Genomic DNA, 15,990 nt, shown 5'->3' with positions numbered 1-15,990 from the left:
CGCGTAGTTTTTCATAACCCCGAAGCATAAACCAGATTATCTGGCTATTGGTCGGCCGCTCCGGCGCTGTGATAGCGTTGACGATTATCACCCATAATCACGGCGGAGTCAGCAATGAGCCAGACATCAACAACTATCCCTTCAGTCGATTTCAGTCAGTTTTCTGGTACGCCAGAAGAGCGTGAATCGTTTTTGTCGCAGCTGCGTTACGCCGCCCGCGAAATCGGGTTCTTCTATCTGAGAAATCATGGTGTAGATGCCACGTTGCTTCACGACGTGCAGCGCGTGGCGCGGGAATTCTTTGCCTTGCCGGAAGAAGATAAGCTGGCCGTCGCCATGATCAATTCTCCGCATTTTCGCGGCTATAACCGCGCTGCGTCAGAGATTACCCGCGGTCAGCCGGACTGGCGCGAACAGTTTGACCTCGGTGCCGAACGGCCAAAACTATCCGTAAGCGCAGAAACGCCTGCGTGGGCGAGATTGCAGGGGCCGAATCAGTGGCCGGAAGCGTTGCCTGAGTTGCGCCCGCTGCTGCTGCGCTGGCAGAGGGAAATGACGGCGATGTCGCTGCGTTTATTGCGGGCTTTTGCGCTGGCGCTGAAACTGCCGGAAGACGCCTTTGATCCTTTGTATGGCGAAAAACCCAATGAGCACATCAAGCTGATCCGTTATCCGGGGCGGGCGGCCGGCGCGGGAAATCAGGGCGTCGGTGCGCATAAAGATTCGGGTTTCCTGAGCTTTTTATTGCAGGATGAACAGCGTGGTTTGCAGGTTGAAGTTGAGGAAAATGAATGGGTCGATGCGCTGCCGGTGGCGGATACGCTGGTGGTGAATATCGGCGAACTGCTGGAGCTGGCCACCAACGGTTACTTGCGTGCGACGGTTCACCGCGTGGTGTCTCCGCCTGCTGAAGGCGAACGGCTGTCGCTGGCCTTTTTCCTCGGTGCGCAGCTGGACGCCGTAGTGCCGCTTTTTCCATTGCCGCCTGAACTGGCAAAAGAAGCTCGCGGCGATGCCAGCGATCCGCTCAATCCGCTGTTCCGCGACGTGGGATTCAACTATCTGAAAGGGCGGCTGCGCTCTCATCCGGACGTTGCGCAGCGCTACTACTCAGATATTGTCGGCTGATTTAGATTTTGGGTGCCTTTGAGGTATCAACACTGACGACCGTGGACATTCCCGGTCGCAGCTGGTCACTCTGCGCCTGATCCGGTTCCAGCTCAATGCGTACGGCGATACGCTGAGAAATCTTGGTGAAATTCCCGGTCGCATTATCGGCTTTCAGTACGCTGAATTCCGAACCGGCGGCCGGAGAAATCCGCACCACGTGGCCTGTAAACGGATGATCGTTCAGCGCATCCACCGTGAAAGACGCGGGCGCACCGACAGCCATTCCCGCCAGCTGGCGCTCTTTAAAATTGGCCGTCACCCAGACTTGTTTTGGCGTGACCGACGTGAGTTGCGTTCCGGCACTGACGTATTGCCCCATGCGGGCGCTGATTTCGCCGAGCTGCCCGTCGGACGGCGCGACAATCTGCGTGTGCTGTAAATTGATTTGTGCCACTTCAACTTTCGCCTGCGCGGCTTTTAATGCCGCGGCCAGCGACGCTTTATTGGCTTCCACCAGCGCGAGACTCTGGCGTGCGATATTTACGGATGCGCGCGCTTTTGCCACGTTGGCCTCCGCCGTCAGTAACGCCGCCTGAAGTTCATCTCCGGTGGTTTTTGACACCAATCCTTTTTGCAGCAATGGCCCGTTGCGACGGGTATCGATTGACGCCTTGCTTTGTGTTGCCTGCGCGCTTTGCAATTCCGCTTCTGCAAGTTGCAGGCTGGCAGCACCGGACGCCCGGTTCTGTTCGAAGTTTTGCAGCGTCACCTGCGCCTGTGCCGCCGCGGCTTCGGCCTGTAACAGCTCCTGCCGGTAAGTGCTGTCATCAATCTCAAACAACACATCGCCTTTTTTCACCGGCATAAAATCCTGCACTTTCACCCCGGTGATGTAACCCGAAACCTGCGGGCTGAGCAGGGTAACGTTCCCCCGGATATACGCGTTATCGGTCGATTCCACCCTGGAGTTAAATGGAAACAGCTGCCAGCTGTACAACACAATCATCACGCCAATAATGCCTAAGCAAAGCACTACAATAATGGATGGATAACGAAAGATATTTTTCATCACTTTGTCCGTATACCTCGTTTTAGTTCGTCAACAGGATCTGTTTATTCAGGCAACCGCTTCGGAGGCTGCGCGTTTTTTTGTCTGGATCCTTCCGGCAATAATGTGTCCGCTGAGCACGACGATACAGCCCAGCGACATATAAAAAACCACTCTAAAAACATCGTTGTAGGCCAGCAGTCCCGCCTGCTGGGTGATCTTCGTGCTCAGTTGCGCCAGACCTTCGGCGCTCAGCTGTGTGCCATCCGTCAGAACCGGTTTCAGCAGGTGGCTGTATTGGGAAATTCGTTCGACCACCAGCGGATTCTGCAAACTGATATGTTCAACCAGAACGGCGGAATGATACTTCTCGCGCAATATCTGAAGGGTGCCCAGGAAAGCGCCGCCGACCTGTGCGCCGACGTTCTGTGTAGACAGAAACACCAGCACGAAACTGATGATCTGGCTTTGCCCGAACTGCAACGCGCGGATAAAACCCAGCCATAAGGACGTCGGCAGAAAGATGGCACCGGCAAACGCAATCATGCCCTGTGTCAGGTAAAACTGTTCCGCGCGGGTGTCCGCAGTGGAATTGGCGTCCATCAGCGAGGCCACGGCAATCAGGGCAATGGAAAACAGATGGATGTAAACGATACGGTTCGCTTTATGAATAATGCTGACGACCACCAGCCCGGCAACGGTGGCGGCCAGAATCACGCAAAACAGCGTTACCAGCTGGTCATTCACCAGGCCGACCAGATTCAGAAAGCCAACCATGCCGGTGGTTTGCTCGGAAAGCAGCATACGGATAAACAGCATCGAACCGGTGAACAGCAGCATTTCAGGCGTCATCAGCCAGCGCAAATCGATTATCGGATTCTTACGTTTGAGTTCGACCATAAAAGACAGGGTCAGCGCAATAATCCCGACCACCAGCACTTCGCCTATCCAGTCTTTCTCCTGCCACCAGTAATAACGGCCCATCGTCAGCACCACGGACATACAGGCGACGGCGGTGGCGATCAGCGGATAGCTGATCCAGTCGATGCGTTCGAATACCTTCACGCGGGGCGGATGCGTCAGCGGCAGGATCCAGATAATTGCCAGACAAATCAGGGAAAGACCGGATTCCAGCATCGTCAGCTGGTGCCAGTGACCGAGATCGAGAAGATGCGGAGAAATAATGCGTGAAACCGGCAGGGCAATCTGGCTGCCCGCCAGCCCGAAACACAGCCCGGCGGTCAGTTTTTTAGCGGGCGGGAAAATCTCGAACATATAAAACAACGCCAGCGGGCCGAGAGAGGCCATCGCAAAACCCATGACGGCGCGAACGGCCAGCGCGGTCTGAAAATCGTGGGTAAAGGTTTGTGCCAGAGACGCCACGGCAAAAAACAGCAGCCCGTATTCGCCGAAACGCCGGAAGCCAAACTGGGTACGGATTTTATAAAGCAGGATCGTGCCGGTGACGCTGGTCGCGGTATAGGCTGCCACCAGCCAGTAACTTTCGACATTGGAAATGCCCAGCGAGCCCTGAATACCCGTCAGGTTAGAGCTGACCAGGTTAATCCCCAGCCCCTGCGTCAGGCCAATAATCAGCGAGGCCAGCGCATAAACTGCAATCCGGCCACGCGGATAGTGCCAGAGCCAGGTGCTGACCCGGACGGCAAAAGGGTGATGCTGTGACGGAGGCACCGAGGCTGGCTGCGGTTTCGGTAATCCTTCAGGCGGTGGTGTGGAGAGTTCTTTTTCTGGTGATGCATCCCGTGTTGTTAATTCACCGGCGTCCTGCCGGACATCTGAATCAGAACGCGTCGTCATCGTTATGCCTTGTAAGTCGTTACCCAACTAGTTTGTAGCTTGCTACATAATGTAATAAGGCGTTTCAGATGTGTCTAGTCCAATTATTCATATTGGTGATATTTACAAACGCAAATAACGAATAACAAATCAGTAACGCAAGTGATTAATGCAGAGGAAAGGGCAAAACGGGAAGGGGAAAACGCCACTAAAGCGCGGCGATATTGGCGGTGATGCTGGCGAGAACGTCGCGGGCGACATCAATATCTTTATCCGGAATGCCTTCCATTACGCGGATCAAAATGTCATCGGTCATGCTGCGAACCTGATTCGCCAGTTCAATTCCGGCGTCGGTCAGCTTAATGTCTTTCGAACGACGGTCGGAATCTCCGGGGCAGCGTTCCAGCAAACCCAGCTCGGCAAGGCTGTCAAACAGGCGGATGGCAGTCGGATGCTCAACTTCCAGCAGGGCGGTCAGCTCTCCCTGAGGCAGGCGACCCTGAGCGGCTTCGAGGTGCAACAGCACCTGCCCGCGGGCGAGCGTCAGCCCAATGGTTTTGAAACGGGCATCACAGTAAGTGCGCAACTGACGGCCGATATGAATGGTTTCCGGGAGGAAACGGAGCCTGGGAATGGATGCTTCCGGGCGGCGGCGTAAAGTGGTCAAAGGTTCCTCACTGTCGGGCGTAAGCAGGTTTTCAGTGGCGTAAGATTAGCACGATCAGCAACATTTACCATTAATGGAGCCGAAGGAATAACGCATTTCATTCAAAGCAGAGATACTTAGTTACAACATACAATTTATTATTCAACACAAAGCGTCTGTCTGAAACAACTGTAAAAACACCGCCTTACGGCGGTGTCTCATTATACTGTCTGTCAGGAAAAGGGAGGCTATAAACCTCTTTTTTCCATCAGCAGCGCCAGATCAACCAGACGGTTTGAGAAGCCCCATTCGTTATCGTACCAGGCCAGAATTTTCACCAGCTTGCCGCCGATAACCAGCGTTGAAAGCCCGTCAACAATCGAAGAACGCGGGTCACCGCGATAATCACTGGAAACCAGCGGTTCTTCACTGTAGCCCAGAATATCTTTCAGCGGGCCAGACTCCGAAGCTTTACGGAATGCCGCATTGATTTCTTCGACCGTGGCTTCACGTTTCAGGTTGACGGTCAGGTCAACAATCGACACAACAGGCACCGGTACGCGCAGGGAATAACCCGTCATTTTGCCATCCAGTTCAGGAATGACTTTACCGATAGCTTTGGCTGCACCACTGGAATACGGAACAATCGACACCGCCGCCGCACGCGCACCGCGTAAATCTTTCTCAGGCTGATCGTGCAACGCCTGACTATTGGTATACGCATGCGTAGTGTTCATCAGGCCATGCTCAATCCCGAAGGTTGAATGCAGAACCTGCGCCGCCGGTGCCAGACCGTTAGTGGTGCAGCTGCCGTTACTGACCACTTTGTGTTTGGCAGGATCATAATCGCCGTCATTTACGCCCATCACGACAGTGATGTCGTCATTTTTGGCCGGTGCGGAAATAATGACGCGTTTGGCGCCGCCCTTGGTGATATGCAATTCGGCTTTGTCTTTTTCAGTGAAGAAACCGGTCGCCTCGATAACGATATCAACACCGACGCTGCTCCACGGAATCGCTGCCGGATCTCTTTCGGAGAAGACGCGGATAGCTCTGCCATCGAGCAACAGTTGCCCTTCGCCAGCTTCGACTTTGGCATTTAAGGTGCCGGAGAGGGAATCATATTTCAGAAGATGCGCGAGGGTTTTACTGTCGGTGAGATCGTTGATGGCGACGACCTGGAAGTCATTACGACCCAGTGCGGCGCGTAAAACATTTCGACCAATCCTGCCGAACCCGTTGATACCAACTTTGACCATGATGAAACTCCTTTATTATCAGACCTGCATGTAATGTAGATCGAAGGAGATTTGGCGTAAATGACAATAAAAGAGCTATTTATGCCAACATGCGTGAGCAGAAGCGTTCCCGGTATTCCGTCGGGGTCAGGTGTAAATTCCTTTCAAAAACACGCCGCAAATTCAGGCCACTGCCGAAACCGGTGACCAGTGCGATTTGCTCGACGCCTTGTGTGGTTTGTTCAAGCCGCTGCCTGGCTGCATTAAGGCGAACTTCTTCAACATATTTGGCCGGAGTGATCCCGGTTTCGCGGGTGAAAACCCGGGTAAAATTACGCGGGCTCATGGCGGCGCGTTCAGCCAGAGCTTCGACGGATAAATCACCGGTGAGATTTTCAGGTAACCAGAGCTGAAGCTCACGGATAGGGCCTTCGCTGGCCTGATTCAAAAGATAGCGGCTAAACTGCGCCTGTCCACCAGGCCTGCGCAGAAACATCACTAAATCCTGTGCAACGTCTCTGGCCAGATTAAAACCCTGATCGTCTTCCACCAGCGCGAGCGTGAGGTCAAAGCCTGAACTGACACCGCCGGAAGTCCAGACCGGGCCATCCTGCACATAGATGGGCCCATGTTCGACGGTGATCTGCGGGAATTCGGCCTGCAACGTGTCCAGTAATCGCCAGTGAGTCGTGGCGTGACGTCCATCCAGCAGCCCGGTCTTCGCCAGTAACATGGCTCCGCCACAAATGGAGACAACACGCCGGGCATGGGGTGCAGCGCGTTTGACCCAGTCAACGACGTCCGAGCCTTCTTCTTCGGTCAGCCCTTTGCCGGTGATCAGGATGGTATCGCGGGGAAGTTCAGGGTCGAGGTCGCAAAGCCGGTGATCCGCCAGCAAATTCAGGCCGGAAACGCCGTGAACCACGCGGTGAGGTTGCGTGGTGGCGACCGTGACCTGGTAAGGCGAATTTGTTCCGCCAGCAGGCATCAGACGATTCGCCTGCATAAGGATGTCGGCGATACCGGCCGCCTCGAATAACATGCCCCCGTCAGGGACGATAATCAGAAAAGTTTTCATGGCATTAAAAATACAATCTGTATTAAATAAGTCAATAAGGCATTCAGGTTAAGCCTGTGAAGATGAAAACGGCAGGGGGTTTGCATTGCGCATTTTTGGCACACGTAAAATGTGAAAAAACTCAATTAAACCATGATACTCAGCGGCGTTAAGGGTATCTTGTCAGCGTCCAAAATGACGCATTCAACCGTGAGATTTCATGAATTCATTACTCAAACAGCCGTCACGGATCAGCCTGCTGATTATGCTGATGATTCTGGCGGGTTGCTCAGGCAAAACGCATTATAAAAAATACGATACCCACGCTTATGACGATGAAATTGAAGATGCGGCGGATAATTACAAAGTCGACCGGAAACTGATTAAAGCAATCATTCAGGTTGAGTCCAGTTACAATCCGGACGCCGTCAGCCCGTCGAATGCCATTGGGCTGATGCAACTGAAAGCCTCGACCAGCGGCTGTGATGCATACCGGTACAAAGGTAAACGTGGTTGCCCGAGCGACAGACAATTGCATGACCCGGAAACCAACATTGATTTGGGCGCGGCATATCTGAGCGGATTACAGCATCAGCAATTAAACTGGATTAACGATCCGCTGACGCGTCGCTATGCTACAGAAGTCGCTTACGCCAACGGTGCCGGTGCTTTATTGCGGACATTTTCCGCAAACCGCCAGACGGCAATCCAGATGATCAATCAGCTGACGCCGGAAGCGTTTAACTGGCATGTTCGTCAGTATCATCCGGCGCCGCAGGCACCACGATATATGGCGAAGGTCGAGAAGGTTTATGCCGGGTTATAGCAGAAACCGGCATAAATGAAGAATGCGCTACGTGAATTCTGCAGCATTATGGTACTGCCATAAATTCAGAATTCACGTAGCGATGTCAGTTTACATTGGCTGAAACCCGCTGAAAGGAGAGTTCGCATGCTGTCCAATTTATTCGCCGGTTTACCGGTTACTGCCAGTGCGCAGGAACACGAAACCTTCGACGCGCTGTTAAACATGCCGGGCTTACGTATCGAGAGAATTGTTTCGACCGGCCAGGCAAGTCCGCCGGATTTCTGGTATTGCCAGACACAAAGCGAGTGGGTCACGGTTCTGCAAGGTTCAGCCGGTCTGCGAATGGAAAACGAAACACAGACGCGGGTAATGCACGCCGGTGACTGCATCAACATTCCGGCGTTATGCAAACACCGTGTGGAGTGGACAGCCGCAAATGAAATCACAATCTGGCTGGCTGTGCATTATGGTGATATTGAAGATCAAAGCGCAGATGAAGAGTCATGAAAAAAGAACAAAATGGCAGGAGAGACGGTGGATTGATGGCGGGTGCGTTAATGGTATTCTTATTTAACATAATATACATTATACGCACTTTGATTATCTAAGAAACCCAGGATGTCCGGCTTTAGTCCGTCACGTCATTCCGTAAAATCTGCCAGTTCTGCATCCTTTCATTCCGGCAGCTTTCACCACTTCACTGACTATCTCAGCCTTTAAACTGTGCCAGCCAGATGGTATGTCCGGCACATGTCGGGTCTTCGGCAACCATCTTCACTTCCCTGAAACCATGTTCATCAAACAGCGCCCGGTATTCTTCCGGAGCCAGACTTGCGTGATACAGATCTTCCCCTTCAAATGTGCCAATCGCCTCGCCGTTGCCGGGACCGCTGGTGAACATCAATGCTGTATCAGGCTTTGCGTGTTTCTCAAAAATGGCAAACATGGCGCGCTGATCATCGCGCGTCAGATGGAAAAAACTGTCCCAGGCAATCAGCCCGTCGAACTTCTCATTCAGCGATAGCAAACGCATGTCGGCAACTTGCCAGCGTTGTTCCGGGAAACGTTCGCGGCAAATCGAAATCATCGGTTCTGAAGCATCGACGCCAGTCACTGAGAAATGACGTTCTATAAAATATTCGGCGATGGGTTTTCCTGCTCCGCAACCGATGTCCAGAATGCGGCCTTCTGACGGGATCAGAGCCAGAAAATCGTCCAGCCACGCCTTTTCATATCCCTGATCTTTACGCAATTTATCCCAGATATCAGCATGTCGCTGATACAGTGAAATGATGTTTTTCGCCGAAATATCGTCCATTTTCTCTCCATTCTGACCGTCATTTGATCGCGCTACGTGAATTCTGAGTGTCTCACGCGACCTCAGCGCCTGTCAGCGAAAGATTTGGATTTGTTACCAATTCATCATTTTTTATCATATTTATCAATGTGTTTATTGATTTTATCGGCATGCTTCGTATGATGTGGCGGACAAGACTTTAACGTAGCGCTGAGAGATAACATCTGATGAAAGACATCACTTTTTACGGTCGTTTCGAGGCCGATATTCTGGCCGGGCGCAAAACGATCACGCTCCGAGAAGCCAGCGATGCGGATTTTGTGGCGGGCGATCGTGTTCGCGTAAGTCGTTATGAAGACAACGTTTTCTTCTGCAATATCGAGATTCTCGACGTTACGCCGGTACAGTTTGACGAGCTGAATAACGCCCATGCCGTGCAGGAAAATATGACATTACCTGAGCTGAAACAGGTGATCAGCGAGATTTACCCGGGCCTGAAATCACTGTTTATGATCGCGTTTCGTCTGGTCTGACAGTTTTTTTTGACAGGAAAACGCACCGGAATCTTGCCCGGTGCGCCCTTTTCTCCTTAACCCTGCCAGCGGGATCCGCGGATCACCGAACAGAAATTGCCTCTGATGAAATCGGGTTCTTTGTCGGCGATGACATCCGCTTTTACGTTGCCAAATGTGGTTTGCGGTCTGTTTTTGATGCCATCATAAAATGCCTGAATGATGTCTTCTTTAAATGCCGGTGTCCGCGGATGCGCATCCACAACCGCATTTCGAACATCGTCTTCGTATCCCTGATAATTAATCCCAAGAACGTCCATTTCCACACCCGCTGTCACCAGCGCTATGACCGGATCCATAAATTCAGGGATCCCCGGCGTGGTATGCAAGGCAATTGCGGTCCAGACTTTATCAATATCCTGCGTGCTGACACCGTGTTGCTGCATAAATTTGCGGGCCGCGTTTGCGCCGTCCACTTCAAAGCGTTTATCGCAGCTACAATTTTCGTGGGTCAGCCCCATGTCGTGGAACATACAGCCGATATACAACAATTCGTGATCGACTTTAAGCTGACGTTGCTGACCGGCAAGCGCCGCCCAGTAATACACGCGGCTGGAATGATGGAACAGTAAATCGGTTTCTGTATCGCGCACCAGTTCGGTGGCTTCGCGCGCCATTTTGCTGTCGGGAATGCGGATGCCCTGAATGTTCAGACTCATAATATTTCTCCGGTTGGGTTGAATGAGTCCAGAATAAGCTTCACTATAAATGTCATCAATCGTCTCAAGATGACGATTAAGGACATAACCGCATTCTGCGACAGGAAATTCTCTCATGCCCAAACACATCATTATCCTGGCCGTGCCCGGCGTTCAGTTGCTGGATGTTTCCGGCCCGCTGGACGTTTTTGCCGAGGCAAATCAACAACGCGGGCGTGAGGTGTATAAACTCAGCGTGATGGCCGTGGCCGATCCGGTCATTGTTTCGTCTTCCGGCGCCCGGCTTCTGGCCGATCTGACCCTCGACGCCCCGCTACCTGACGCACTGGATACCTTCCTGATAGCCGGTGCGCCGGTACTCGACAACTACCTTTCAGACGAAAAGCTGCATGAAAATATTTGCCGGTGGAGCCATCACGCACAGCGTTTCGGTTCGGTTTGTAGCGGCGCGATGCTGCTTGCGGCGGCTGGATTAATCAACGGGCGTCGCGTTACCACACACTGGACTGTCGCGGAACGGCTTCATCAGGAATATCCGCAGGTGAGCGTAGAAGCTGACGCTATTTTTATTGCCGATGGCGAACTTCGCACCGCGGCTGGCGTGACGTCCGGGCTGGATTTGGCATTGAATATGGTGGAGGAAGATCTCGGGCGCGAAACGGCTCTCGTCGTTGCCGCGCAGCTGGTGATGTTTTTCAAACGTCCCGGCGGCCAGTTACAATTTAGCCGCCATGGGCAGGCCTCGTTAAGCGGGCGTTCTGCTTTGCAGGACGTTCAGCGCTGGGTGCTGAATTCTCTGGATCAGCCGCATAATGTGCAAAGTCTCGCCACACATATGGGGATCAGCGCCCGACACATTACCCGTTTATTTAATCAGGAACTGAATCAGTCGCCGGCCGAATGGCTTGAACAGCAGCGTGTATTTTACGCGCGTCAGCTGCTGGAAGCTGGCGAGCTGGCGGTAAAACAAATCGCAGCGGAATGCGGATTTTCCAGCGTCGATATCCTGCGGCGGGCGTTTGTCAGACAACTTTCAGTGACACCGTCACAATATCAAAAGTATCACAGCTCATGATATTTTTTACTTATAATTCAGTAGGTTTCAGGCATCTTCCGCTACCTGAGCACGACGAAAACAGTCGGGATGATGCGTATTGATCAGGCCCGTCGCTTCCATCCAGGCATAGACAATCGTCGGGCCGACGAAGGTAAATCCCCTTTTCTTCAGATCCTTCGAAATCCGTTCTGACAGCGCATCTTTCGTGGGAACCGGGCCAGTGTGCTGAATGGCTTTACCGTCAATTTGCGCCCAAATCCACTCACCAAATTCTTCACCTGATGCCTGCATGGCCAGATATGCACGGGCATTTTTAATCACTGCGGTGATCTTGATGCGCGAACGAATAATGGTGGCGTCGTTCACCAATCTTTCGATATCTTCTTCAGTAAATTCAGCCACTTTTTGCGGGTCAAAATGGTAAAATGCCTGCCGCAAAGCATCGCGTTTTTTCAGTACGATCCGCCATGATAAGCCCGCCTGGAAACCATCCAGCATCAGCTTTTCCCATAAGGCCCGGCTGTCGCGAACCGGTTTTCCCCATTCGCGATCGTGGTAATCGCGCATCATCGGGTCGTTATCACCCCAGGGGCAACGCGGTAAATCATCAGGAAATTCAGAGTTCATGGCAGGCCTTCTGGCGATGTGATGAATAAGCTTACGATAAAGCCGGTCATGTTTAAACCGCCCGTTTTCCCCTGCTAAACAGCATTCAAATCCGCGTATTGTTAAAAAAACTGAAGGTCAGGTGTGCACGGTATTGAATTATGTCATAAACTGTATGTTGTAACTAACTGGAGGATTTATGGCAGATTATGATCTAATTGCCCGGATGAACGGTTGTTTTAACGAACTGGAACTGGCTTTGCACGACCTGGGGAATTTCCTGAATCAGCTGGAGTTATTGCAGGCCAGAGTATTTGCCTTGCCGGAGATTGCCAAGGGCGAAGAACATAATCCTGCGGACAAAATTCAGGTGACCCCTTTTACCGGTGAAGCAGCGCAGCAGCTGGCGTTACAGCATTTTCAGCGTCTCTTTATCCATCATAATAACGAGAATGTGAGCAGTAAATCCGCCGTCCGTCTGCCCGGCGTGTTGTGTTATGCGGTGGACGAAGCCGAGCATCAGTCCGCCCTGTTGCTGATTGAAGAAGTGAATAAATTAAAAGCCGAGCTGGAGAATATTGTCACCGTTGAATCAGGTCTCGCCCGCGAACAGCGCTTTGAATTTGTTCATACTCATCTACGCGGGCTGATTACGCTGAACGCTTACCGCTCGGTCAATTTTCTGAATGATCCGGATTCCGTGCGGTTTGGCTGGGCGAACAAACACATCATCAAAAACGTCACGCGCGATGAAGTGCTGGCTCAGCTGGAAAAGAGCCTGAATGCAGGCCGCGCTGTTTCGCCGTACACACGCGAGCAGTGGATGGAAAATATTAACCGTGAGATGAACGACGTTAAGCGCCTGCCAGAGCATGCGGCGTTGAAATTTAAACGTCCGGTGAAAGTTCAGCCGATTGCGCGCGTGTGGTACCGCAACAGCCAGAAGCAGGTGCAACATCCCTGCCCGCTGCCGCTGATTGCGCTGTGTCTGCGCACGCCGGTCATGCAGGTGCCAAAACTCGGTGAATTGCAGGATTACGATGCGTCGTCGGTAACACACAAATATAAGCCGAAATCACAGCCGCTCAGCCTGTTGATCAAACGTCTTCATTTATATACCGACTATCCGTTATAAAGCGCCGTTACTGAACGCGGCGCGCACAAAAAAGGTCCGGAAATCCGGACCTCAATTTACTTTCTAACATTTAACCGGAAACGATCAGCGCTTCATGCTGCCCACCATGTCTTCCGGACGCACCCACTCATCAAACTGCTCTTCCGTCAGATAGCCGAGTTTCAGGGCTGAGCCTTTCAGCGTCAGGCCTTCGTGGTGCGCTTTTTTGGCAATTTCTGCCGCTTTGTCGTAACCGATATGCGTATTCAACGCGGTCACCAGCATCAGCGACTCGTTCAGCAATTGCGAAATACGGTCACGGTTTGGCTCGATGCCCACTGCGCAATGCTCGTTAAAGCCACGCAGCCCGTCAGCCAGAAGACGAACGGATTGCAGGAAATTGTGGATCACCAGCGGGCGGAACACGTTCAGCTCGAAGTTACCGGAAGCGCCGCCGATATTCACCGCCACATCATTACCCAACACCTGCGCGCACAGCATGGTCATTGCTTCGCACTGCGTCGGATTCACTTTACCCGGCATAATGGAACTGCCCGGTTCGTTTTCAGGGATGGAAATCTCGCCGATGCCGCAACGCGGGCCGGATGACAACCAGCGCACATCGTTGGCAATTTTCATCAGCGACGCGGCCAGACCTTTCAGCGCGCCATGGCCGTGAACCAGCGCATCGCAGGTGGCCAGCGCCTCAAATTTATTCGGTGACGTCACAAACGGTTGACCGGTCAGTTCGGCCAGCGCTTTCGCCACGCGAACGGCATATTCCGGATGCGTATTCAGGCCGGTACCGACCGCAGTGCCGCCCAGCGCCAGTTCGGCGATATGCGGAATGCTGTTTTCGATATGCTTAAGGTTATGTTCCAGCATCGCCACCCAGCCGGAAATCTCCTGGCCCAGCGTGAGCGGCGTAGCATCCTGAAGGTGTGTACGGCCAATTTTGACGATATCGCGAAATGCTTCGGCCTTAGCCTGAAGAGTTTTGTGCAACACGTTCAGCTCAGGGATCAGCTTTTTGCGCAGCTCAGTCACCGCCGCCACATGCATTGCGGTCGGGAAGACATCGTTCGAGCTTTGGCTTTTATTCACGTCATCGTTCGGATGAACTTTGCGCCCTTCGCCGCGTTCGCCGCCGAGGATTTCACTCGCCCGGTTGGCCAGCACTTCGTTCATGTTCATGTTGGTCTGGGTGCCGGAACCGGTCTGCCAGATTGAAAGCGGGAATTCTGTGGTGTGTTTGTCGGCCAGCACTTCGTCTGCCGCCGCAATGATAGCGTTACCCCGTTCGGCGGGTAACAAACCCAGATCGATATTCACACTGGCCGCTGCACGTTTCGTTTGTGCCAGCGCGTGGATCAGAGCCACCGGCATTTTTTCCGAGGAAATACGAAAGTGTTCAAGCGAACGTTGTGTCTGTGCGCCCCAAAGCTTATCTGCCGGAACATCGATAGGCCCCATTGAGTCTTTTTCAATGCGAGTCGCTGCCATTACAGTCTCCTTAGCTTTTTTGCCCGAATGATGAATTCGATTGATAATTGTGGTTTTTTGCAGGTTTTTGAGTGCCGGATGCGGTCCCACGCATTCACGAAGCTATGGGTCGAGTATAGTGTCATATAAGGCAGACGTATAATTCGAATCGATCCTGATTCCGAGTTTTCGCCCTAACCGCACTTTTTGAGGCATCTTAGTTGTAAAGCCCGCTTTGTCATTGTTTACTATGCCCAGAACTTTTCTATTCAGGATGAAGCAATGCAAAAGATGCATAACGGTGTACAAAATTACGCCTGGGGCAGTAAAGACGCACTGACTAAACTCTATGGGATCACCGACCCGCAAGGCCGTCCGATGGCAGAACTGTGGATGGGTGCTCACCCGAAAAGCAGTTCTCAGGTTGTGAATGCCGAAGGCCAGACCCTTTCCCTGCGTGATCAAATCAGCGCTGATCTTGATGGCCAACTGGGTAAAAAAGTCGCCAAACGTTTCGGCGAATTGCCTTTCCTGTTTAAAGTCCTGTGTGCCGACCAGCCGCTTTCCATTCAGGTTCACCCGAGCAAAGGTGCCGCCGAGATTGGTTTTGCGAAAGAAAATGCTGCGGGCATTCCTCTGGACGCCGCAGAGCGTAACTATAAAGATCCGAACCATAAACCTGAGCTGGTTTACGCCCTGACGCCTTTCCAGGCGATGAACGGTTTCCGTGAACTGCGTGACATCGTTTCCCTGCTGCAACCCGTAGCCGGTGCGCATCAGCTGATTGCCAGCTTCCTGAATTATCCCGATGTCGACCATCTGCGTGCCCTTTTTGCCGGCCTGCTGAGTCTGGAAGGTGAAGACAAATCCCGTGCGCTGGACGTGCTGAAATCCGTACTCCGTGAACAGCATGGCGAACCGTGGGATACCGTGCGCAGTATTTCTGAATTCTATCCGGACGATTCCGGTCTGTTCTCCCCGCTGCTGCTCAACGTGATCACTTTGCAACCAGGCGAAGGCATGTTCCTGTACGCCGAAACGCCGCACGCCTATCTTAAAGGCGTGTCTCTGGAAGTCATGGCGAACTCAGACAACGTGCTGCGCGCCGGTCTGACCCCGAAATACATCGATATCCCTGAGTTGCTGGCCAACCTGAAATTTAACGCTAAGCCTGCCGGTGAATTGCTCACCACGCCGGTACAAAAAGGCGCGGAACTCAACTTCCCTATTCCTGTCGAAGATTTTGCCTTCTCGGTTCATGAGATTGCCGCAGAACCACAAACGCTGGAACAGGACAGCGCAGCAATCGTCTTCTGTATCGAAGGCCAGAGTGTGCTGTCAAGACAGGGGGAAACGCTGACGCTGCTGCCGGGCGAATCCTGTTACCTGGCCGCCAGCGAATCACCGGTGACCGTGAGCGGTAACGGTCGCATTGCGCGGGTCTTCAATACCCTGAGCAAGTAAGGTGAGATGAAACGAAGATGAAACAAATTGGGGCT

At 52.7% G+C, this 15,990-nt stretch carries 16 protein-coding genes; 7 read left to right on the top strand and 9 right to left on the bottom strand.

Features of this window, described 5'->3' with window-relative positions; translation table 11 throughout:
* Nucleotides 1–114 precede the first annotated feature (114 nt).
* The gene (locus M2403_RS06520) at nucleotides 115–1,128 is read left to right on the top strand and encodes an isopenicillin N synthase family oxygenase (protein WP_217152295.1); all 1,014 of its coding nucleotides are present in this window, start codon (nucleotides 115–117) and stop codon (nucleotides 1,126–1,128) included.
* A 1-nt stretch (nucleotide 1,129) separates the two neighbouring features.
* On the opposite strand, the gene M2403_RS06515 is transcribed toward M2403_RS06520, so the two are convergent.
* The 5 genes from M2403_RS06515 to M2403_RS06495 all read right to left on the bottom strand — a co-directional run bounded on the left by M2403_RS06515 (nucleotide 1,130) and on the right by M2403_RS06495 (nucleotide 6,917).
* Nucleotides 1,130–2,179, bottom strand: a complete 1,050-nt coding sequence (locus tag M2403_RS06515; RefSeq protein WP_152326249.1) for an HlyD family secretion protein — start codon at nucleotides 2,177–2,179, stop codon at nucleotides 1,130–1,132.
* Nucleotides 2,180–2,227: 48 nt separating this feature from the next.
* Complete coding sequence (locus tag M2403_RS06510; protein ID WP_259228779.1) at nucleotides 2,228–3,976, bottom strand: MFS transporter; 1,749 nt, start codon at nucleotides 3,974–3,976, stop codon at nucleotides 2,228–2,230.
* A gap of 187 nt (nucleotides 3,977–4,163) precedes the next feature.
* Complete coding sequence (locus M2403_RS06505) at nucleotides 4,164–4,622, bottom strand: MarR family winged helix-turn-helix transcriptional regulator (protein ID WP_152326247.1); 459 nt, start codon at nucleotides 4,620–4,622, stop codon at nucleotides 4,164–4,166.
* Nucleotides 4,623–4,849: 227 nt separating this feature from the next.
* On the bottom strand, nucleotides 4,850–5,860 hold the full coding sequence (gene gap, locus M2403_RS06500) for a type I glyceraldehyde-3-phosphate dehydrogenase (protein ID WP_259228778.1): 1,011 nt from the start codon (nucleotides 5,858–5,860) through the stop codon (nucleotides 4,850–4,852).
* A gap of 79 nt (nucleotides 5,861–5,939) precedes the next feature.
* A complete protein-coding gene (locus M2403_RS06495; protein WP_259228777.1) occupies nucleotides 5,940–6,917 on the bottom strand; it encodes a GlxA family transcriptional regulator in 978 nt (325 codons plus the stop codon).
* Between the two features lie 199 nt (nucleotides 6,918–7,116).
* Here M2403_RS06495 and M2403_RS06490 point away from each other — a divergent pair, with 199 nt between their 5' ends.
* The gene (locus M2403_RS06490) at nucleotides 7,117–7,722 is read left to right on the top strand and encodes a transglycosylase SLT domain-containing protein (RefSeq protein WP_152326244.1); all 606 of its coding nucleotides are present in this window, start codon (nucleotides 7,117–7,119) and stop codon (nucleotides 7,720–7,722) included.
* A gap of 126 nt (nucleotides 7,723–7,848) precedes the next feature.
* On the top strand, nucleotides 7,849–8,211 hold the full coding sequence (locus tag M2403_RS06485) for a cupin domain-containing protein (RefSeq protein ID WP_165057564.1): 363 nt from the start codon (nucleotides 7,849–7,851) through the stop codon (nucleotides 8,209–8,211).
* 202 nt (nucleotides 8,212–8,413) lie between these two features.
* Here M2403_RS06485 and M2403_RS06480 read toward each other — a convergent pair whose 3' ends face one another.
* Nucleotides 8,414–9,022 carry a class I SAM-dependent methyltransferase gene (locus M2403_RS06480; protein WP_259228776.1) on the bottom strand — a complete coding sequence of 203 codons (609 nt, stop codon included), beginning with the start codon at nucleotides 9,020–9,022 and terminating at the stop codon, nucleotides 8,414–8,416.
* 203 nt (nucleotides 9,023–9,225) lie between these two features.
* On the opposite strand from M2403_RS06480, the gene yqfB reads away from it, so the two are divergent.
* Entirely contained in the window at nucleotides 9,226–9,534 is a 309-nt protein-coding gene (gene yqfB / locus M2403_RS06475) for a N(4)-acetylcytidine aminohydrolase (protein WP_208951163.1), read from the top strand.
* A gap of 56 nt (nucleotides 9,535–9,590) precedes the next feature.
* Here the strand turns inward: yqfB and M2403_RS06470 are convergent, their stop codons facing one another.
* Nucleotides 9,591–10,232 (bottom strand): HD domain-containing protein, encoded by a 642-nt coding sequence (locus M2403_RS06470; RefSeq protein WP_152326240.1) that lies wholly within the window; start codon nucleotides 10,230–10,232, stop codon nucleotides 9,591–9,593.
* Between the two features lie 115 nt (nucleotides 10,233–10,347).
* Here M2403_RS06470 and M2403_RS06465 point away from each other — a divergent pair, with 115 nt between their 5' ends.
* Nucleotides 10,348–11,307: a GlxA family transcriptional regulator gene (locus M2403_RS06465; protein ID WP_208951153.1), complete on the top strand. Its 960-nt coding sequence runs from the start codon at nucleotides 10,348–10,350 to the stop codon at nucleotides 11,305–11,307.
* 27 nt (nucleotides 11,308–11,334) lie between these two features.
* Here M2403_RS06465 and M2403_RS06460 read toward each other — a convergent pair whose 3' ends face one another.
* Nucleotides 11,335–11,916 carry a DNA-3-methyladenine glycosylase I gene (locus tag M2403_RS06460; protein ID WP_165057559.1) on the bottom strand — a complete coding sequence of 194 codons (582 nt, stop codon included), beginning with the start codon at nucleotides 11,914–11,916 and terminating at the stop codon, nucleotides 11,335–11,337.
* A gap of 178 nt (nucleotides 11,917–12,094) precedes the next feature.
* Here M2403_RS06460 and tus point away from each other — a divergent pair, with 178 nt between their 5' ends.
* On the top strand, nucleotides 12,095–13,030 hold the full coding sequence (gene tus / locus M2403_RS06455) for a DNA replication terminus site-binding protein (RefSeq protein WP_152326237.1): 936 nt from the start codon (nucleotides 12,095–12,097) through the stop codon (nucleotides 13,028–13,030).
* A gap of 84 nt (nucleotides 13,031–13,114) precedes the next feature.
* On the opposite strand, the gene fumC is transcribed toward tus, so the two are convergent.
* Nucleotides 13,115–14,512 (bottom strand): class II fumarate hydratase, encoded by a 1,398-nt coding sequence (gene fumC / locus M2403_RS06450; protein ID WP_259228775.1) that lies wholly within the window; start codon nucleotides 14,510–14,512, stop codon nucleotides 13,115–13,117.
* 261 nt (nucleotides 14,513–14,773) lie between these two features.
* Between fumC and manA the strand changes: the two genes are divergently transcribed.
* Entirely contained in the window at nucleotides 14,774–15,955 is a 1,182-nt protein-coding gene (manA, locus tag M2403_RS06445) for a mannose-6-phosphate isomerase (protein ID WP_152326235.1), read from the top strand.
* The last annotated feature ends 35 nt before the right edge of the window (nucleotides 15,956–15,990 follow it).

This window comes from Rahnella sp. BIGb0603, assembly GCF_024808755.1.
Classification (GTDB): domain Bacteria; phylum Pseudomonadota; class Gammaproteobacteria; order Enterobacterales; family Enterobacteriaceae; genus Rahnella; species Rahnella contaminans.
Note: the sequence above shows the minus strand (reverse complement) of the source record. Positions and strands in the feature narration are given on the sequence as shown.